We start from the raw sequence: 18,321 nt of genomic DNA on the forward strand, positions 1-18,321 counted from the left end.
GTGCCCGTTTCGTTGATTGAGCTTCGTGGCGCTGAGAGGCTTGCGTGTTGTCGCTGGGGAGGAGCAGATATCGGCCTAGAAGCGGACAGTCAGCCCAGAAATATCTCTTTCACCTCTTGGTTGCGCGAAGCGCTTACGCAGAACGACCTCGGCAGTAAGCAGTGCTGAGTTGCTGCCATATCCAAAAGCAGCCCGTCGAAAAAAACCAACGAAACTAGCCCTAATCAGGAAATACGAATATTGGCGTCACATTCTCAATTGACATTTGAGACGATCGGTCTAAATGAGGAGCTGATGATGTTCAAGGCAATTCTTATTGAAAAAGATGCAGAGGCTTATCGGGCTCGCTTGACTGACCTTGATGAAGCGCAGCTCCCTGAAGGTGATGTAACCGTTCGGGTGGCCTACAGCACGCTGAATTACAAGGATGGGCTAGCCATCAGCGGTGGCAGTCCAGTTGTGCGTCAGTTTCCGATGGTGCCCGGTATTGATCTGGCCGGAACCGTGGAAGCCAGCAGCAACCCTCACTACAGGATCGGCGACCGGGTCCTGCTTAACGGCTGGGGTGTGGGCGAAGGGCACTGGGGCGGGTTGGCTCAGAAGGCCAAGCTACGAGCGGAATGGCTGATCCCGTTGCCCGAGACATTGAGCGAACGCCAGGCAATGGCAATCGGAACCGCAGGCTACACAGCAATGCTGTGCCTGTTAGCGCTGGAACGCCAAGGTGTGACGCCGGAGCGTGCTGGTTACAGGCGCCAATGGCGGAGTTGGCAGCTTTGCCATCGCGCTGTTAGCGCGTAAAGGTTATTCGGTCATTGCAGCTACGGGGCGTCCGGCCGAAGCTGATTACCTCAAGCGCTTGGGCGCAACATCCATCATTGATCGGAATGAATTGTCCAATCCCGGGCGTGCTTTGGCAAAAGAGCGTTGGGCTGCGGCGATCGACTCAGTAGGCAGCCACACGTGGCCAACGTATGCGCAGGCACACGCGCAGACGGGGTGGTCGCTGCGTGCGGTTTGGCCCAAGGTTTGGACTTCCCAGCGACCGTGGCGCCCTTCATTCTGCGTGGGGTTAGTCTGATTGGCATCAATAGTGTCACCCGTCCCTACAAGGAACGTGTGGAGGCCTGGGGCCGCCTGTGCACCGACCTGACCTATCGATATTAGATGAAAAAAACCAATGAAATTGGCCTGAGTGAAGCCATACCGGTTGCACAGGAGTTACTCGAAGGCAGAGTCCGGGGGCGTGTGGTGGTTGATGTAAACCGGTGAGCACCAGATAACTGCCCTCACCATTTACAGATCGTATTTTTCATAACGGAGCCGCCACCTTTTAGCTGCGCCAAGAGTTGACTGCCGTGGATGCGCAGCGCTCTTGCCAGCTATTCGTTCCTGCCGGCGGTCCCGCGGCGCGAGCCCAACCGGGATGACGACCCACCTCCGGCGAGGGCAGCAAATCCAGCCGCTCGGACTGAATTCGCTTGGCTTGGAACGTGGCCGAGAAAGACGACCCAAGCCAGCCAACAACCGGGCGCGCTCAGCGAACAAAAGTGGGATCAACCCGAGCCGCCGTTGATCCCCCAGAACCCCGTTGACGTCCCGCTTCATGCCGGTGCTACATTGCTCGTCCACAGCCGCACAACCAACCCCACTTAGCGAGGCCCTCATGCTCAACCATGTAATGGTCGGTTCGAATGATATTGAACGGTCAAAGCGGTTCTACGATGCCGTGCTCGGCCTACTCGGCGCAGGCGAGCCGATCCGTAACACCGGGCCTACTGGGCACACCCGCCTCTTCTACCGACACGATGGCAGCCTCTTCGGTGTTACCGAGCCCATCAACGGTGAAGAAGCGACGGTCGCCAATGGCGGCACGATTGGTTTCAAGTGCAATTCGGCCGAGCAGGTCCAGGCGTTCCACGACATCGGTGTGGCCCATGGCGGCACAACTTGCGAAGATCCACCGGGGCTGCGCGAAAGCAGCCTAGGCCCGATGCACCTGGGCTATGTGCGCGACCCTGACGGCAACAAGCTGTGCGCCATCTACCGCGCGCCATAATCTGCACTGCACCGCACAACCAAGAGCGGCGCCACCGTTGAACGTCTATGCGCTGCACCCCGGCTGCGGCGCATGAACGCTAACAAGACGGCTGCGTTCCGGGGCCCTCCATCCAGACGCACAAGTTCCCTGGCAGGCCTTAAGCGAACCCGCTAGCGCGGGCTTTGTTTCGCCTGACTTAAGAGCGGGCTACCTGCCCTAACCTGAGTCGCCAGCAGCAAACCGGCAAAAATCAGTCCGCCACCGATCCAATGAAATAGCTGCAAGCCCTCCCCTAATAGCAGCCAGCCGAGAATGGCGGTGAATACCGGCATCAGGTAGGTCGCCATCGCCGCTTTCGCCGCGCCAACGGTTTTGACGCCGTGATTCCAGGAAAGGTAAGCCACCAGCGACGCGAAGACCGCGGTATAGGCGATGACGGAAAGGTTGATCGTGCTTGGTTCGAAACCGCCGACATGACTGAGCTCGAACAGGTAGAACGGCAGGATAAACGGCGTACCGATTGCCATCAGCACGCCTAGCAGTGTCAAGGGCGGAACCTGGAGGAAGCCGCTCCAACGTCTCAATGACAGGGTGTACAGCGCCCATACCAGAACCGCTGCGAGCATGATGAGATCGCCGGCCTTGAAGGCCAAATGAGTGAACGCATCCCAGCTGCCGCGGCTGATGAGGTAGACCAGCCCGCACGCGGCGATGGCCATGCCGAACCAGGCGCGACGCGCGGGCCATTCGCCCAACAGCAGGCCGCCGCCGATGAAGGTGAACAGGGGCAGGCAGGTGTTGACCAGGGTGAGATTGATGGCCTCGGTGCTTTGCGCCGCGGAGTACAGCAATGAGTTGTAGCTGCTGATGCCCAATGCGGCGATCACTGGCAGCCGCCAACCCGCGGCGCGTAGCGTGGCCCTGTGTGTCCAGATGGAGCGCGCTACGAACGGCAGCAACAGGCAGGTCGCCAGCACCCAGCGCCAGAACGACAAGGTCAGCGGCGGTATAGCATCATGAAAGGCGCGCGCCACCAGCGCGTTGCCACTCCAGCAGAGCACAGCGAGCAGCAGGCCAGCGAAAGCCCATCCCTGACGCCCGTCCATCAGACCGGCCGGCGCGTGCGGAGGCGGTACTGCGGCGGCAGTTGATCAAGACCGCTGATCGTAACGTTGAGGTTCTTCCAGATGCCGTCTTTGATGCCGTAGATGCAACCGTGAACGGACAGCGGTTGATCGCGATGCCAGGCATTCTGGACGATGTTGGTGTGGCTGACGTTGGCCACCTGCTGGATGACGTTGAGCTCACAGAGGCGATCCACCTGTGCTTCTTCGGTGGGGAAGCTGGCGATGTGCTCGCGGTGTTCGTAATACAGATCGCGGATGGTGCGCAGCCAGCCGTCGATCAGGCCTAGCTGATCGTCACGCATCGAAGCGCGAACACCTCCGCAGCCGTAATGACCGGTGACGAGGATGTGTTTCACCTTGAGCACATCCACCGCGTACTGAATCACCGATAGGCAATTGAGGTCGGTGTGCAGCACGACGTTAGCGACGTTGCGGTGAACGAAGAGATCGCCGGGCAGCAGGCCGACAATCTCATTGGCAGGCACGCGGGCGTCGGAACAGCCGATCCAGAGATACTCCGGCAGCTGCTGCTTGGCCAGTTTGGTGAAAAAAGTAGGGTCTTCTTCGATGATCGCTTCAGCCCAGCGCGCATTGTTCTCGAATAACTGTTGAAGCTCGTTGCTCATCGCCTGCCCCTTCCATTCCGACACGCACGTTACGAACCGGTCGGCGTTTTGACAAGCACGCAGACCGGTGCGTCACAGCATTAGACCGTGAACAGCGGATTCGAAGGGACCTCAGCTCTCGGGCGGGAGGAAAAGGCGCGCAGGTCGCGCAGGAAATTGTCGCGCCAGGCGTCCAGGTCAGCGGCGCGTATTGCCCGCATCATGTGCTCGTAGCGATCCTTGCGCTCGGTGAGCGACATACGCATCGCCCGATCCAGCGCCTCGGCCATGCCGATGCAATCGTAGGGGTTGATGATCAGCGCTGAGGTCAGCTCGCGGGCAGCGCCAGCGAAGCGCGATAGCACCAGCACGCCAGGATCTTCGGGGTCCTGAGACGCGACGAATTCCTTGGCGACCAGGTTCATACCGTCGCGCAGCGGGGTGACGAAGCCGATGTCGGACTGGCGGAACAACCCCATCAGGGCTTTCCGATCATGGCTTTTGTTGAGGTAATGCAGGGGCGTCCAGTCCAGGTCCGACAGCCAGCCATTGATGTGGCCCGCTGCGCTTTCCAGCTGCTGACGAATATGTTGATAGGTCTTTACGTCCGAACGCGACGTCGGCGCGATCTGGATGAACTCGACGGCGCGACGATGCTCCGGGTATCGGTCCAGGAACGCTTCGTACGCCTTGAACCGCTCGACCAGGCCCTTGGAATAATCCAGCCGGTCCACGCTGATGATCTTCTTGCGATCGACGTCCGTGGTGCGCCGCATGGGCTTGCTTCGGCCTTTGTAGGACTCGGCGAGCGTCTGGATCTCATCCGGGACCACGCCGATGGGATACACCCCGGCGCGGAAATTCTGACCATACGCGGTCAGGCTCCCATCGGACTCAAGGATTCCCCGCACTTCGCGGGTCATGTAGTCCTGGAAGGCGAGCCGATCCGTTTCCGTCTGGAAGCCGATGAGGTCGTAAAAGCAAAGTGTTTTCAGCAACTCATTGTGCGGCGGAATGACGGTCAGGATTTCCGGCGGCGGGAACGGAATGTGAAGGAAGAAACCGATGCGGTTGCGGATGCCGAGCTGGCGGCAAGCTTCGGCGAAGGGAATCAGGTGATAGTCGTGGATCCAAATGATGTCGTCAGGTTCGAGCAGCGGTTTCAGTTTCTCCGCCAGCATCGCGTTGACCCGTCTGTAACCTTCGTACTCCTGCCGGTTGTACCGCGCCAGGTCGATCCTGTAGTGAAAGATCGGCCACAGCGTGGCATTGGAAAATCCACGGTAATACTGGTCGTAATCCTGCTTGGTGAGGCCCATCGTGGCGTAGGTGATATTACCGACGGTCTCGGTTCGGGTTTGCGGGGTGCTGCTTACATCGCCATTCCAGCCAAACCAGATACCGCCGGCCTGGCGCAATGCGTCGTGAACGCCAACTGCAAGCCCGCCAGCAGCGACCTTCCCCGCCTTGATCGGCGCTACACGGTTGGAAACCACTACTAGTCGGCTCATGTAGTTCTCGCTTCAGTCTGGTTTTATTGGATGTTGCTGCGGCTCGGACAGCGTGCTCTGCAATCCGTCGAGCCAGACGGCGACGGCTTCTACTGACGCCAGCCGCTGCATGGCTTCGGTCGGACCTGTGCCCACCTTGATCGAGACCCCGCCCAGTTCGTTGACCACCGTGAAGCCTGCCTCATCGGTCAGGTCATCGCCAATGAAGACGGGTGTCCGTCCGGCAAAAGGCGCCTCCTGCATGAAAGTCCGAATGACCTCACCCTTACTGGCGCCACGCGGCTTGAGTTCGAACACACACTTGCCCGGCTGTAGCGCCAGCACCTCACCATAACGGGCCACGAAATCTTCGGCCACGCCGCGCGCTATCTCTTCAAGCTCAGGAGCCAGGCGGAAATGCAGCGCAAAGGCGACGCCCTTGTTCTCCAGCGTCAGGCCAGGATGCTCAGCACATGCTTGCGCCAACTCGCGCTGGATGGCGTCGAACACGTCATTATCGAGGGTCAGGTTTTGCAACTCGCCGGTAGCGGTACGACGCTCGGCGCCGTGCACGCCGGCAGCGGGCAGTTGCAAAGGCGTGAGCAGCGCATCGAGCTGGCTGATCGGCCGGCCCGACACGACCGCAACAGGAATGCCATTGGCGCTCAGCTGTTCCAGTGCCGCCAGTGAACGAGGGGGGATGAAAACGAGTTCAGGGCGCTGTTGGATATCAGCGAGCGTGCCATCAACATCGAAGAAAAAAGCGCAGCTCCGAGCCTCTAGCTCGGGTTGATCATATTGTTTACTCATGTAACTGGGACCCCCGATCAACGGTGGTGGTTCGCGTTTTTTATCGCGGCCGCTGCCTGTAGTTCAAGATGCACGGCCACTGCAGCTTGGTTCATAAAGGCAGAACCGGCCAGCGGCCGGCCTGAATCTTCACATCGTCACCGGGTCACAAACTGCAAGACCAGAGTTCTAGCAGGAGGTTGTCATGAACGATTCCAAGCCTTACACCCCAACGGAAATCGACACTACCGAGGACCGCATGGGTTCAATCGAACAGCTCGATTTCGACCAGCATCGGGACGACCGTAAAGGCCGCATCGGGGATGAAGTTCCTGCCGAAGAACGCGAGAACGAGTTCCCGCCGGAGCGAGTCGCCGAAGCTGGAATGACAACGGGCGAGGTGCCAGGCGGCCAGACGACGATGGACGACATGGCGCCGGAAACGCTCATACCTGACGACGGCTCCCGCTCGCCACACGAGCCGGGCCATGGCGGGCCGGCCGACCAGGATCTGAGTGAAGTTTCGGAGCATCGCATCGGAGCCGATGTGGACCTGGACGAGGCCGAAGAGGGCCGCTCCGACCCACTGGACGGTAAACCCTGGGACGGCCCGGCAGATGGCGATCCGGACACCGGACTCGGCGGCGGTGACGCTGTACTACACGAAAATGACGATGTGATGGATGACAACGAACTAGGCGGTGACGCCCCGCTGGACTCTGGCCGGGACAAGGCGCCAGGACAGTAGCCTCACGCAACCGGCTGTCTGCCGTACGCAACGGATGTATGGCGACGATAAAGAAGAAGGCCCGGCTCTTTCGAGTCGGGCCTTCTTGCGTCAGACCTTCGCTTGATCAGTCGATCAGCGTACAGGCCATTACCAGCGCATCCTCCCGCCCTTCGGCAGATGGATAGTACCCACGGCGACGCCCCACCTCATTGAAGCCATAACGCTCATACAAGCGATAAGCCGAGGTGTTGCTCGCACGCACTTCAAGGAAGCATTCGCGACCGCCACGCTCCTGAGCACGCTGCATCAGGTGTTCCAGCAGTCGCAAGCCAAGCCCGTGACCCTGGCTCTGTGGTTTGACAGTGATGTTGAGCAGATGCGCCTCATCGAGGATGACGTTGATCACGCCGTGGCCGACCTGCTGCTCGCCCTCGAACATCACCCAGCACTCATAGGCGGTGAGCGCATCGGTGAAGATGCCGCGGGTCCAGGGGTGGCTGAAGGCGGCGTATTCGATTTTCAGAACGGTTTCGATATCAGCCGCGGTCATCGGGCGGAAGCTCACTGCATCACTCATGAACACTACTCGTGGATCCACTCAAACCGATCACCCAGCGCGGCATGCTGCGGCGCATGGCTCGCCACAGCTGCGCCTTGCTGCCGGGCTGCTCCATCAACTGCTCGAGCCCCGGCATCGTCAACGCAACGCCTAAGCCTTCGATTGTCAGCTCGCGATAGCAGGCGTCCGCCTCGACTTCGCCAGCAAACCGCAGCGCAGGCGAGCCGATCAGCCAGAGGCAGGCACAACCCATTTGTTCCAACTCGGCAGCGACCACGCCCTGCACGTAGTCACGTGCAGCTTCGCCGCCCTGATCGAGGCTGCCGCGATGGAGCAGCGGCCAGCGAATCGGCTCACCGTCTCCAACCTGCTGTGGGCTGTCCGGTAGTCTGGCAGCACGCAACAAGTCCTTGAGCAGGATGTAAGCAGGATCGCGGCTCTGGAAAGACTCACCCGTCGGCAGCTCGACCAGCAACAGCACATTGCCGGCACGCAGCAGCTGCAAGGCGAAGCGAGGGGGCGGTACGGCGGCTTTCTGCTCGGCGGCAACCACCTGCGCTTCGCGGGCCTTCGCCGCAGGTTTTTTCGGCTCGGGCACGGCGATGCGTGGCATGACCGAGCGAACCGCATCTGCGGCCGGACTCGCCGAAGCAGCCGTCGCCGTCGCAGCCGGCTCGGGCGCTGTGCTGCGGCTCGGCTGTGGCGTTGGTCGAAGCTCGACGACTGGCGCGGGCTCGGATACCGTCTCGACTATTTGCAACAGCTCTGGGCGCGAAGGCGCGGCAAAGGGCAGTTCGGCTCGTGGCAGCCAGGTGGTGATCTGCATGGCGTTGAGGAAGGCTCGACGCCGGCTTTCGGTAATCAAACCCCGGTCACCTGTGGATGAGCCTTGGCGCCAACCTGCATCAGGTTCAGCGCGTTGAGGTAGGCCTTGGCCGAGGCCACGACGATATCGGTATCGGCACCGTTGCCGTTGACGATACGTCCGCCCCTCTCCAGCCGCACCGTGACCTCGCCTTGAGAATCGGTGCCCTTGGTGATTGCGTTGACCGAGTAGAGCTGCAGCGTGGCGCCCGAGTTGGCCACCGACTCAATGGCTTTGAAGGTTGCGTCGACCGGCCCAGAACCCTGCGCTGACGCAGCCTGCTCGTTGCCATCCACGTTCAGCACGAGCTTGGCGTCCGGCACCTCGCCAGTCTTGCTCGCCACTTCCAGCGTCACCAGCTTGAAATGCTCGTGCACGTCCTCGGCCAGGGTGTCAGAAACCAGTGCCTGCAAATCCTCGTCGAAAATCTCGTGCTTCTTGTCGGCCAGCTCCTTGAAGCGCGCAAAGGCCGCGTTCAGCTCGCCTTCGCCCGGCAAAACGATACCCAGTTCCTCAAGCCGCGCGCGAAAGGCGGCGCGTCCAGAGTGCTTGCCCATGACCATCTTGTTGGCGTTCCAGCCGACCGACTGCGCGGACATGATTTCATAGGTTTCGCGGTGCTTGAGCACGCCATCCTGATGGATGCCGGATTCATGAGCAAAGGCGTTGGCACCGACGATGGCCTTGTTCGGCTGCACTGGGAAGCCCGTAATGCCGGATACCAGGCGCGAGGCGCTGAGAATGTGCTCGGTCTCGATCCGGGTGTGCACGTCGAGCAGGTCCTGACGCGTCTTGATCGCCATGACGATCTCTTCCAGCGCGGCGTTACCAGCGCGCTCGCCCAGGCCGTTTATGGTGCACTCGACCTGCCGAGCCCCCGCGACGACCGCCGCCAGCGAGTTGGCCACCGCAAGGCCCAGGTCGTTGTGGCAGTGAACGGAGAAGACGGCTTTGTCCGCGTTGGGAACGCGCTCGAGCAGCTGGCGGATGGTCTCCGCATATTGGTGCGGGATGGCGTAGCCGACCGTGTCTGGAATGTTGATGGTGCGCGCGCCAGCGTCGATGGCCGCTTCGATGATGCGGCAGAGGAAATCGATTTCCGAGCGGCCGGCGTCCTCGCACGAGAACTCCACATCAGCGCAGAGATTACGCGCCTTGGTCACCGCACGTACGGCCTGCTCGACCACCTGATCCGGCTGCATGCGCAGCTTGTATTGCATATGGATCGGGCTGGTGGCGATAAAGGTGTGGATGCGACCGGAGTTGGCGCCGGCCAGCGCTTCGGCGGCGCGCTCGATGTCCGCATCCACGGCACGGGCCAGACTACAGACGGTGCTGTCCTTGATGTGATCCGCCACCGCTTTGACCGCGGCGAAGTCGCCCGGGCTGGCGATGGCGAAGCCGGCCTCAATCACGTCCACTTTCAGCCGCTCGAGGGCCTTGGCGATGCGCAGCTTTTCTTCGCCGGTCATAGAAGCGCCGGGACTCTGCTCACCGTCTCGCAGGGTAGTGTCGAAGATGATGACGCGGTCGTTGCTGCTCATAGTCAAATCCTCACGGCTGCCGAGCGCCTCTGAGGGGGCGCTTGTAGACGGTGGATTGTCGCGTGAAATGAACAAGCCGGGAAGGCACAGCTGCATTCGTAGAGTGGATGTCGTTTTTTACATCCACCGTAAGCAGCATCGGGTGGAAAACGCCGGAGCTTTTTCACCAACCGCGGGGGGAACGTCAGTGGAAAACGCTTCGCGGTTTTCCACTCTACGAAAGCCGAAACGCCCGCCTTGGCCCGTAGAGCGAATGTTGCTTTATATCCACCACAGCCCTCAAAGCAAAAAAGGCCCCGCTGCTGAAGCAGCGGAGCCTTTCGTTCGTGTAGCTCGTGGCTGGCTTATTGATCCCAAGCGCGGTCGCCGTGCTCGTCCTTAATCCGCGTGGGCAGGCCCATCGCGTCGAGCAGTTTGAGGAATGGCTGCGCCGGCAATTGCTCGACGTTAACCATCCGCTGCGCATCCCACTCTCCGCGCGCTACCAGCAGCGCGGCGGCGACCGGCGGCACGCCAGCGGTGTAGGAAATGCCCTGACTGTCCGTCTCGGCGTAGGCCTCTTCATGGTCGGCCACGTTGTAGATGAACAGCTCGCGCGGCTGGCCGTCTTTGGTGCCTTTGATGAGATCGCCGATGCAGGTCTTGCCGGTGTAGCCAGGCGCCAGCGAAGCGGGATCGGGCAGTACGGCCTTCACCACCTTGAGCGGCACTACTTCCAGGCCCTCGGCTGTGCGGACCGGCTGCTCGGAAAGCAGGCCGAGGTTCTTGAGCACGGTGAAGACATTGATGTAGTGATCACCGAAGCTCATCCAGAAACGTACGTTCGGTACGCCGAGGTGCTTGGAGAGCGAATGCACCTCGTCATGGCCGGTCAGGTAGAGGCTCTGCTCGCCCACGACCGGCAGGTCGTCGGTGCGCTTGACCTCGAACATGGTGTTGGTCGTCCACTGGCTGTTCTGCCAGCTGTAGACCTGACCGGTGAATTCGCGGAAGTTTATTTCCGGGTCGAAGTTGGTCGCGAAATATTTGCCGTGCGAACCGGCATTGACGTCCAGGATGTCGATCGACTCGATGGTGTCGAAGTGCTCCTGCTGCGCCAGAGCGGCGTAAGCATTGACCACGCCCGGATCGAAGCCAGCGCCCAGAATGGCGGTGACGCCCTTTTCCTGGCATTCGGCCAGGTGCTTCCACTCGTAGTTGCCATACCACGGCGGGGTTTCGCAAATCTTGTTCGGCTCTTCATGGATAGCCGTGTCGAGATACGCGGCGCCGGTGTCGATACACGCGCGCAGTACGGCCATGTTCAGGAAGGCTGAACCCACATTGATGACGATCTGCGATTCAGTTTCGCTGATCATCGCCTTGGTCGCTTCTACGTCCAGGGCGTCCAGCACGTAGGCCTTGATCTCACCGGGCTGTTTCAATCCGCCCTTGGCCTGCACGCTGTCGATGATGGCCTGGCATTTGGAGATGCTGCGCGACGCGATAGCAATACGACCGAGTTCGTCGTTGTGCTGCGCGCACTTATGGGCCACCACCTTGGCGACACCTCCTGCACCAATGATAAGAACGTTTTTCTTCAATTGTTTTGTCACTCCTTAAGCCGCTGCCTCAGGAAAGGCTGGACAGGTAATCGTCAAAGTTGAATTCGCGAACCACCTCGACGCTGCCGTCGAGCTGCTTTACAACGATGGACGGCATTTTCAGACCGTTGAACCAGTTTTTCTTGACCATTGTGTAACCCGCTGCGTCGATAAACGACAGCCGATCGCCGATGGTCAGCGGACGATCGAATTGGTACTCGCCGAAGATATCGCCAGCCAGACAGGATTTGCCGCAGACCATGTAGCTGTGCTCGCCGTCGTTAGGAGCCATCTTGGCGTTGAGGCGGTAGATCAGCAGATCGAGCATATGCGCCTCGATCGAGCTGTCGACCACCGCAAGATTCTTGCCGTTGTACAGGGTGTCGAGCACAGTCACTTCCAGCGAGGAACTGAGGGTGATCGCCGCTTCGCCCGGCTCCAGGTAGACCTGCACGCCATACTTTTCGGAGAAGGCCTTCAGGCGAGCGCAGAACGCATCGAGTGGGTAGCCCTCCCCGGTGAAGTGGATTCCGCCGCCGAGGCTGACCCACTCGACCTGTTCAAGCAGAGGGCCGAAGCGCTCCTCAATCGTGGTGAGCATCTTGTCGAACAGCTCGAAGCTGCCGTTCTCACAGTTGTTGTGGAACATGAAGCCGGAGATCTTGCCCATGACCGCGGCGATTTTCTCTGGGTCCCACTCGCCAAGGCGGCTGAACGGGCGTGCCGGATCAGCGAGCAGGTAGTCGGAGCTGCTGACCTGGGGGTTCACTCGCAAACCCCGAATGGTGCCTTCGGTGGCGGCCTCGAAGCGCTCGAGTTGGCCGATGGAGTTGAAGATGATCTTGTCGCAGTTAGCGACCATCTCTTCAATTTCATCGTCGGCCCAAGCCACGCTGTAAGCATGAGCTTCCCCGGCGAACTTCTGCCGGCCAAGCTTGAGTTCGTACAGTGACGACGAAGTAGTACCGTCCATGTACTGCTGCATCAAGTCGAAAACCGACCAGGTGGCGAAGCACTTGAGCGCCAGCAGCGCCTTGGCGCCGGACTGCTCGCGTACATATGCAATCTTTTCCAGATTGCCCAGCAGTTTCTGTTTATCGATGAGGTAATACGGCGTCTTGATCATGTGTGCGTGCCCCGAAAAGGTCGCCGACAGGAAGCCGACCGCTTCCCGTTTGGAAAAAAGGGCGAATTGTGCCGGTAACTAACGCATATCGAAATAGCATTTCGACACTTCGTCGACTTTCATGATGTTCGGTCGCGATCAAATCGGTGAACGGCAGCAATGCGCCGCACGCTACCTGTGATTGATGACGTCCGGATGAACGGTCCTGTTTGCTGATCTAAATGCCGATCAGGGCGCATCCGGTCGTCTCCGTCTGCCATCACCCCAGCAGTGATGCAGTACAATTTGCGCCTTTTTTCATGGCTGGATTGGCGCCTCGATGATCGAACCCAAGCGCGTATTGCGCGCCCTTGCCGAACACTGGACATTGCTCGAGCCGCTGTGCGAGCGCTTCGATGCCGGCACCCTGAGCCTGATCGAACTTCGTCATCAGCTCGCTGCGCAACTGCCGGAAGGAACGCCCACCGACATCACGGCCCTGCTCGATCAATGGATTCGCCTGGACATATTGGTCCCGGTGGCGAAGAGCCCGAACCGCTTCGAGCTCAACGCGCAGATTCACGACTTCCTCGCCTACCTGCGCCGCGAACACCGACTTGGCCTGTGCCTGGAAATCGAAGCGTACCTGCGCCATCTCGAACGCCTGGCCGGACACATCCAAGATGCCTTCGAAATCCGTGACGGGCAGGATCTCGCCCGCCAGTTGCGCCTGCTCGACATGCGCGTACGTGACGTGCTGAAAAAGCTCGCCAACGACGAACAGGCGCTCATCGGTGTCGCCGATCGGGCCAAGACCAGTGACCGGCAAATTCCATTACGTCAGCGTTACGCCGAGGTCCTGGCGACCTGGGATGAATACGTAGAGCCGATGATTCAATTGGTCGCTGCTGACGGCGCCTTCGAACAGGGCGTTTACCGCGTCGAGCAGGTGCTCATGAAGCTGCTCGGCGAGCAACAACGGCTTGGCCAGCTGGTTGACGACGACCTGTTGCTGCGCACTCATGCGCGAATTCTGGAAATGCAAAGCACCGCCCAGCTCACCCTGCGTCACGCACGCGAGCTGCTGCTGCCCTTGCGCGAAGAGGCGCGCCGGCACAATGCGGTGACGCGAGGCGCCGCGCTGGCCTTGTCAGCCATTCGCAAGAAAGGACTGGACGCGGTGCCGCGGGCCTCACTGCCATTGTTCACCCGGCCACAGAGCACCTTTCTCGGCTCGGCCAGCCAGGTTGAGGCCTACGTCTACGCCCTGGCCCGCTTCGAGCCGAAACCGGCGCAGTTCCCCCGCGCGGGCAGCAAGCGCAAGACCGACGCACCGCGGTCGCCACTGACCGCACGGGAGATGCTCGACCGCTGCGAACAGGCGCTGCCTCTGCCGGACCTGATGCAATGGCTGTTGGAGCAGGAGCCGGATGGCGCGACCGATGAGCTGCTCTACTGGTTCTCACGGCTGTCCCGCGATGCGCGCTTTCAACGCGACCGCCTGGAGCGGCGCGAGTACCTGACCCGTGAGCATCAGGTCAGCCTTAGCTCCTTTGCACTGCTGGCCAATTCCGATGGTTGAGGTCGCGCCCCTTTGGCGATCTATTGCCCGCCCCGATTCGATTCCTTTTCGTGAAAAGCGCCTCGTGCCTGCTCACACGATGATTGACTGAGTTGCGTATGAACATTGATCTGAAAGAAATGACCCAGCTGGCGCCGATTTTCCGCGAACTCTTCAAGGGCTATCACCTGTCGCGCAGCGAGCCGGAGTGCTACGCCCAGCTGTCCAGCATGCAGGACCACTACCGCGCTCTGTTCAAGGCGCTCGGCTTCGAACTGGTCTGCGATCCTCGCGGCTTCTACTATTTTGTCCCCGAGCAGATGGGCGCACAGGTCAACAAGACCGCACAGCGACTGGCGCTGTTTACCTTCATTCTGGTCGAGCACTTGGCTGATCAGGGCCGCGATCCCCTCGCGGTGCTGGACGGGGGCACCCTGGGCCGGGATGAACTGCCGGCGTTATTGGACAAGTACCGGGACCTGTTTCTGCAGGCTGAAGTGACGTCCCAGGACGAGCTGGAGGAGAAGGTCATCCGCCGCCTAACTCAACTGGGTTTTACCGAAGACAGCAATGGGATCTACCGCTTCCTGCCGCCCATGCACCGCTTCCTCGACGTCTGCCTGTCCGTCCAGCAGGACCGCGACCTGGCAGCGAGCCTGCACAGCAGTGATCTCTCGCTTCCAGCGCCACAGCTGATCGCTGAGGAGGAAGAAGACGAGATCATCCTCTTGGACTATGCGGAAGATGAATCCGAAGAAGACGCGCTGGCGCGTGCCATCGCTGCAGAAAAGGAGCTTGAAGCATGAGCCAGGAACGCTACGGTATCCGCCGCTTCGCCCTACTGAACACTGCGGGTTATAGCCTCGGCATCTTTCCACTGGAAACGCCGCTGTCGGTCTACGGTGCGAACAACCTCGGCAAGTCCGCCTCGATCAACGCATTGCAGTTCCCGATTCTGGCGCGCATGTCGGACATGAGCTTCGGCAAATACAGCCTCGAGCAGTCGCGCAAGTTCTACTTTGCCAGCGACACCAGCTACATCCTCGTCGAAGTCGCCCTGCCCCACGGTCCTCATGTGATCGGCGTTGCCGGCCGCGGTCCGGGTGGCGGCTTCGGCCACCAGTTCTTCGTCTACCAAGGCTCGCTGGACCTCGATCACTACCAGCAGAACGGTACCTGCCTGCGCCAACGCGAGCTGTTCGCCAATCTTGAACGGGCAGGCATCAAGGCCTACGAGGCCAAGCCGGACGAGCTGCGGCGGCTGCTAGTCGGTGGCCACACCGCAATTCCGCTGGACATGACGCTCATCCCTCTGCGTTCGACCAGCGAGCAGAGCCTCAAAACCTTCCGCGCGTTGTTCATCAACCTGCTGCATATGCGCGAGATCACCGCAGCCAAGCTCAAGCAGCTATTCCTCGATGCATTCGAGCACAGCCTGCGCTCCGGCAGCGTCGACTACATTGCCGCCACAGAGGAAGCCTTCCGCGACGTACGCCGCATGGAGCAGGACTACCAAGCCCTAGTAGCGGCCGGTCCGCTGGTCGAGGCCCTGGCTGCGGGCGTGGCCCAGCGTGAACTGCTGCGCGGCAAGCTGCATCGCCTGTCTCCTTTGCTCGACTCGCTGCTGGGCACCTGGCAGGACTATGCCGGCGCGCGCAAGGAGGAACTGGTGATCCAGGCGGAGCACTATCGCCGCGAGCAGGACGGCCTGCAGAACGAACAGCGTGGCGGCACGGCCGAGCTGATGCGCCTGGAGCGCGAAATCAGCGAGATCCAGCGCTGGTTGGGAGAACTGTCCGTATTGAAGAACCGTTTCGCCCTGATCGACGATGCCCGTGTATTGGAACAGCAGCTGCTCGCCGCCAAAGATGCCCACGACGAGCTGGCTGGGGCGCTATCCCAGTCCCGCCAGTTCTCCAGCGAAGATTTGGACGAGCGCATGCGCGATCTGGAGCAACGCCTCAAGTCGGTCCGACAGCAACTGGACCATGCCGACAACAACAGCTATTCGCGCCTGCGCGAGGAGTTCTCACAAGCGGACGTTGATCGCCTGATGCGGCTGTTCAACAGGCAGCTGTTCAGCCTGCCGCTAGGGGACAAAGGCATCGCGCTGGATGATGGCGAGGCATGGGTCAAATCACTCGAAGCGGTCCTGAACGGCTTTAAGGGCGAGCGATTCGAAGCGCCGGGCGTCTCCATCGACCTTTCGCATATCGAACCACCGGCCCTTCAGGCGTTGGCCGACCGTGCTGCTCTGCGTGACCAGAAAGACCGCCTCGAGCGAGAGCTGAAGCAGCTGAAGGCGCAGCACTCAGTGGCAGTCGACCGGGCCGCCAGCAAGGCCCAGGCCGAACAACTCTACCAGCAGGTCCTCGATTCGCAGAAAGCGCTGGAAGATTTCCGTCGCTGCCAGACGCTGTCAACCGAGGAAGGCAGCAAGCTCGAGCAGCTGGCGCAGGCGGAGGCGGCGCAAGACGAGCTCAAGCGAACCAGCGATGCCTTTACCGAACGCGTCCAGCACCTGTCGGCAAAGCTGCAACTGGTCGGCCGTCAGCTGGCGGATCTGGAAGCCAAGGAGCGCACGCTAGAAGACGCGCTTCGTCGTCGCCAGCTGCTACCTGCAGATTTGCCCTTTGGTACGCCATTCATGGACCCAGTCGACGATTCGCTGGACAACCTGCAACCACTGCTCAACGACTATCAGGACAGCTGGCAAGCGCTGCAGCGCGTCGACGGGCAGATCGAAGCGCTCTATGCGCAGGTTCGCCTCAAGGGCGTCGCCAAGTTCGACAGTGAAGAGGATCCGGAGCGCCGGCTGCAGCTGTTGGTTAACGCCTACGCGCATCGCCAGGACGAAGCCCTCACACTCGCCAAGGCGCGCCGCGCCGCGGTTACCGACATTGCCCGCACCCTGCGCAATATCCGCAGCGACTACGACAGCCTTGAACATCAGCTGGCGCTGTTCAACCGCGAAATTAACAAGCGCCAGGTATCCAACCTCGAAAGCTTCCGCATCGTGCTGGCACCGAACAAGGATGCGCTTAAGCACATCGACCAGATCATCCACAGCGCCGGACAATACGAGCAAGGCGAGACGCTCTCAGTTTTCGACCTGCAGCAAAGCAGCGAGCAGGACAGCAAGAACGAGGAAGCCAAGGAGTACCTGGCACGCTTGGTTGCTGCCAACAACAATCAGCTCGGCCTGAAAGATCTTTTCGAGCTGGCTTTCGAAATCACCAAGGTTGGCGGCCAGCCGGTGATTCATACCGACATCGATGGCGCGGCGTCCAACGGCACGACCATGACCATCAAAGCGCTGACCAACATGTACCTGCTGCTGCACCTGATGGATCGCGAACAAGCAGGGCGCATTCGTCTGCCCTACTACCTGGACGAAGCTGCTGATATCGACGAGCGCAACCAGCAGGCGCTGATCGAAACCAGCTTGCAGCTTGGCTTCGTGCCGATCCTCGCCTCGGTTAAGCCACAGGTCTCAGCACACGTAGCTATCGACCTGGAGGGCGGCAGCGGCCCGAGCGGGATCTACATCGACGAGGCGGACTGGAAGTTCATCAAGCGTCGTGAGCGGTCCGAGACATTTGACGTCGCAGCTGCTCAAAGACCTACTAAAGAACTCGAGCCAGTCAGCTGAGCACAAGACCGGGAACTAACCAGCCTACCAATGGTGCGAGCTGGTTAGTTCAGCTTCAAACTCCTCCGCTGTACCGCCTTTTAGGGAGAGCGCTTACATGTTGAGCTGCGCGGCTAGTACAACCGCTACGGCTACGCATTGACCGGATAGGCGATAACGTCAGCCGCCCGATGTCTCGGATCGCGTTTACCTTACGCAGCGGTGCTTTCCAGCTACGCCTCGGCGTGAGCCTTCACAAATGCTATACAGCTCGCACAGCGCAGATCGCTCAGATTTAGAACCGCCGGCTAGCACATACCGATCCAAATAGTTCCCAGCATCATGATGATTGCGCCTGCCCCGCAGCGTGAGTCTTCGACATCTGACGCTTCCGGGCAGACTGCCTCACCTAGTCTGTCGAGGCGAATCATTTGATGTCAGGCCCACGATGGCTCGCCAGTTCCGAGCGAGTTCTGAACGCAGTGGCAGCGAGCTACAGGACCTTATGGGGTCGACAATGGTGCGAAGGTCCAGTCTGTTTCCCGCCCCAAAGACAAACCCCCGGTCCTCTTACGAAGATCGGGGGTTTGGTGTAGAAGCTTGACGATGACCTACTCTCACATGGGGAAACCCCACACTACCATCGGCGATGCGTCGTTTCACTACTGAGTTCGGGATGGGATCAGGTGGT

The 18,321-nt window shown here is 60.4% G+C and carries 14 protein-coding genes, 1 rRNA gene and 1 pseudogene; 6 read left to right on the top strand and 10 right to left on the bottom strand.

The window, feature by feature from the left end; all coding sequences use genetic code 11:
• Nucleotides 1-297: 297 nt before the first annotated feature.
• Together acuI and ACQKEK_RS22255 are read left to right on the top strand one after the other, a co-directional pair.
• A pseudogene (gene acuI, locus ACQKEK_RS22250) lies at nucleotides 298-1,272 on the top strand (acrylyl-CoA reductase (NADPH)).
• Between the two features lie 394 nt (nucleotides 1,273-1,666).
• On the top strand, nucleotides 1,667-2,059 hold the full coding sequence (locus ACQKEK_RS22255; RefSeq protein WP_200637327.1) for a VOC family protein: 393 nt from the start codon (nucleotides 1,667-1,669) through the stop codon (nucleotides 2,057-2,059).
• Nucleotides 2,060-2,211: 152 nt separating this feature from the next.
• Here ACQKEK_RS22255 and ACQKEK_RS22260 read toward each other — a convergent pair whose 3' ends face one another.
• The 4 genes from ACQKEK_RS22260 to otsB form a co-directional block, all read right to left on the bottom strand.
• A complete protein-coding gene (locus ACQKEK_RS22260; protein ID WP_499144358.1) occupies nucleotides 2,212-3,147 on the bottom strand; it encodes a DMT family transporter in 936 nt (311 codons plus the stop codon).
• Entirely contained in the window at nucleotides 3,147-3,794 is a 648-nt protein-coding gene (can, locus tag ACQKEK_RS22265) for a carbonate dehydratase (RefSeq protein WP_046162638.1), read from the bottom strand. Before can ends, ACQKEK_RS22260 begins: the two co-directional genes overlap by 1 nt.
• Nucleotides 3,795-3,874: 80 nt before the next feature.
• Nucleotides 3,875-5,284, bottom strand: coding sequence for an alpha,alpha-trehalose-phosphate synthase (UDP-forming) (gene otsA / locus ACQKEK_RS22270; protein ID WP_046162639.1), 1,410 nt, complete (start codon nucleotides 5,282-5,284; stop codon nucleotides 3,875-3,877).
• A 12-nt stretch (nucleotides 5,285-5,296) separates the two neighbouring features.
• Nucleotides 5,297-6,073, bottom strand: a complete 777-nt coding sequence (otsB, locus tag ACQKEK_RS22275; protein WP_499144359.1) for a trehalose-phosphatase — start codon at nucleotides 6,071-6,073, stop codon at nucleotides 5,297-5,299.
• Nucleotides 6,074-6,257: 184 nt separating this feature from the next.
• Here otsB and ACQKEK_RS22280 point away from each other — a divergent pair, with 184 nt between their 5' ends.
• Entirely contained in the window at nucleotides 6,258-6,800 is a 543-nt protein-coding gene (locus tag ACQKEK_RS22280) for a hypothetical protein (RefSeq protein WP_499144360.1), read from the top strand.
• A 106-nt stretch (nucleotides 6,801-6,906) separates the two neighbouring features.
• Here the strand turns inward: ACQKEK_RS22280 and rimI are convergent, their stop codons facing one another.
• The 5 genes from rimI to ACQKEK_RS22305 form a co-directional block, all read right to left on the bottom strand.
• Nucleotides 6,907-7,359, bottom strand: coding sequence for a ribosomal protein S18-alanine N-acetyltransferase (gene rimI / locus ACQKEK_RS22285; protein ID WP_045424930.1), 453 nt, complete (start codon nucleotides 7,357-7,359; stop codon nucleotides 6,907-6,909).
• The gene (locus ACQKEK_RS22290) at nucleotides 7,352-8,206 is read right to left on the bottom strand and encodes an energy transducer TonB (protein ID WP_499144361.1); all 855 of its coding nucleotides are present in this window, start codon (nucleotides 8,204-8,206) and stop codon (nucleotides 7,352-7,354) included. Before ACQKEK_RS22290 ends, rimI begins: the two co-directional genes overlap by 8 nt.
• Nucleotides 8,203-9,750: a 2-isopropylmalate synthase gene (locus ACQKEK_RS22295; RefSeq protein ID WP_499144362.1), complete on the bottom strand. Its 1,548-nt coding sequence runs from the start codon at nucleotides 9,748-9,750 to the stop codon at nucleotides 8,203-8,205. Before ACQKEK_RS22295 ends, ACQKEK_RS22290 begins: the two co-directional genes overlap by 4 nt.
• Before the next feature lie 344 nt (nucleotides 9,751-10,094).
• Nucleotides 10,095-11,333: a saccharopine dehydrogenase family protein gene (locus ACQKEK_RS22300; protein ID WP_499144363.1), complete on the bottom strand. Its 1,239-nt coding sequence runs from the start codon at nucleotides 11,331-11,333 to the stop codon at nucleotides 10,095-10,097.
• A 28-nt stretch (nucleotides 11,334-11,361) separates the two neighbouring features.
• On the bottom strand, nucleotides 11,362-12,459 hold the full coding sequence (locus ACQKEK_RS22305) for a carboxynorspermidine decarboxylase (RefSeq protein ID WP_128121757.1): 1,098 nt from the start codon (nucleotides 12,457-12,459) through the stop codon (nucleotides 11,362-11,364).
• 319 nt (nucleotides 12,460-12,778) lie between these two features.
• On the opposite strand from ACQKEK_RS22305, the gene mksB reads away from it, so the two are divergent.
• The 3 genes from mksB (at nucleotide 12,779) to mksF (ending at nucleotide 17,651) form a co-directional block, all read left to right on the top strand.
• Nucleotides 12,779-14,020 carry an Mks condensin complex protein MksB gene (gene mksB / locus ACQKEK_RS22310; protein WP_499144364.1) on the top strand — a complete coding sequence of 414 codons (1,242 nt, stop codon included), beginning with the start codon at nucleotides 12,779-12,781 and terminating at the stop codon, nucleotides 14,018-14,020.
• A gap of 98 nt (nucleotides 14,021-14,118) precedes the next feature.
• A complete protein-coding gene (gene mksE, locus ACQKEK_RS22315; RefSeq protein WP_499144365.1) occupies nucleotides 14,119-14,805 on the top strand; it encodes an Mks condensin complex protein MksE in 687 nt (228 codons plus the stop codon).
• The gene (gene mksF / locus ACQKEK_RS22320) at nucleotides 14,802-17,651 is read left to right on the top strand and encodes an Mks condensin complex protein MksF (protein ID WP_499144366.1); all 2,850 of its coding nucleotides are present in this window, start codon (nucleotides 14,802-14,804) and stop codon (nucleotides 17,649-17,651) included. Before mksE ends, mksF begins: the two co-directional genes overlap by 4 nt.
• A gap of 577 nt (nucleotides 17,652-18,228) precedes the next feature.
• Here the strand turns inward: mksF and rrf are convergent.
• A 5S ribosomal RNA gene (gene rrf / locus ACQKEK_RS22325) occupies nucleotides 18,229-18,321 on the bottom strand; the annotation flags it as partial.

The organism is Pseudomonas sp. NPDC077408 (assembly GCF_050269105.1).
Lineage (GTDB): Bacteria > Pseudomonadota > Gammaproteobacteria > Pseudomonadales > Pseudomonadaceae > Stutzerimonas.

What these genes read in the sequence shown, in the direction of transcription:
- otsB (WP_499144359.1), bottom strand. Translation starts at nt 6,073, where the DNA reads ATGAGTAAACAATATGATCAACCCGAGCTAGAGGCTCGGAGCTGCGCT.
- ACQKEK_RS22305 (WP_128121757.1), bottom strand. Translation starts at nt 12,459, where the DNA reads ATGATCAAGACGCCGTATTACCTCATCGATAAACAGAAACTGCTGGGC.
- ACQKEK_RS22295 (WP_499144362.1), bottom strand. Translation starts at nt 9,750, where the DNA reads ATGAGCAGCAACGACCGCGTCATCATCTTCGACACTACCCTGCGAGAC.
- can (WP_046162638.1), bottom strand. Translation starts at nt 3,794, where the DNA reads ATGAGCAACGAGCTTCAACAGTTATTCGAGAACAATGCGCGCTGGGCT.
- mksF (WP_499144366.1), top strand. Translation starts at nt 14,802, where the DNA reads ATGAGCCAGGAACGCTACGGTATCCGCCGCTTCGCCCTACTGAACACT.
- otsA (WP_046162639.1), bottom strand. Translation starts at nt 5,284, where the DNA reads ATGAGCCGACTAGTAGTGGTTTCCAACCGTGTAGCGCCGATCAAGGCG.
- mksB (WP_499144364.1), top strand. Translation starts at nt 12,779, where the DNA reads ATGATCGAACCCAAGCGCGTATTGCGCGCCCTTGCCGAACACTGGACA.
- ACQKEK_RS22255 (WP_200637327.1), top strand. Translation starts at nt 1,667, where the DNA reads ATGCTCAACCATGTAATGGTCGGTTCGAATGATATTGAACGGTCAAAG.
- ACQKEK_RS22280 (WP_499144360.1), top strand. Translation starts at nt 6,258, where the DNA reads ATGAACGATTCCAAGCCTTACACCCCAACGGAAATCGACACTACCGAG.
- mksE (WP_499144365.1), top strand. Translation starts at nt 14,119, where the DNA reads ATGAACATTGATCTGAAAGAAATGACCCAGCTGGCGCCGATTTTCCGC.
- rimI (WP_045424930.1), bottom strand. Translation starts at nt 7,359, where the DNA reads ATGAGTGATGCAGTGAGCTTCCGCCCGATGACCGCGGCTGATATCGAA.
- ACQKEK_RS22260 (WP_499144358.1), bottom strand. Translation starts at nt 3,147, where the DNA reads ATGGACGGGCGTCAGGGATGGGCTTTCGCTGGCCTGCTGCTCGCTGTG.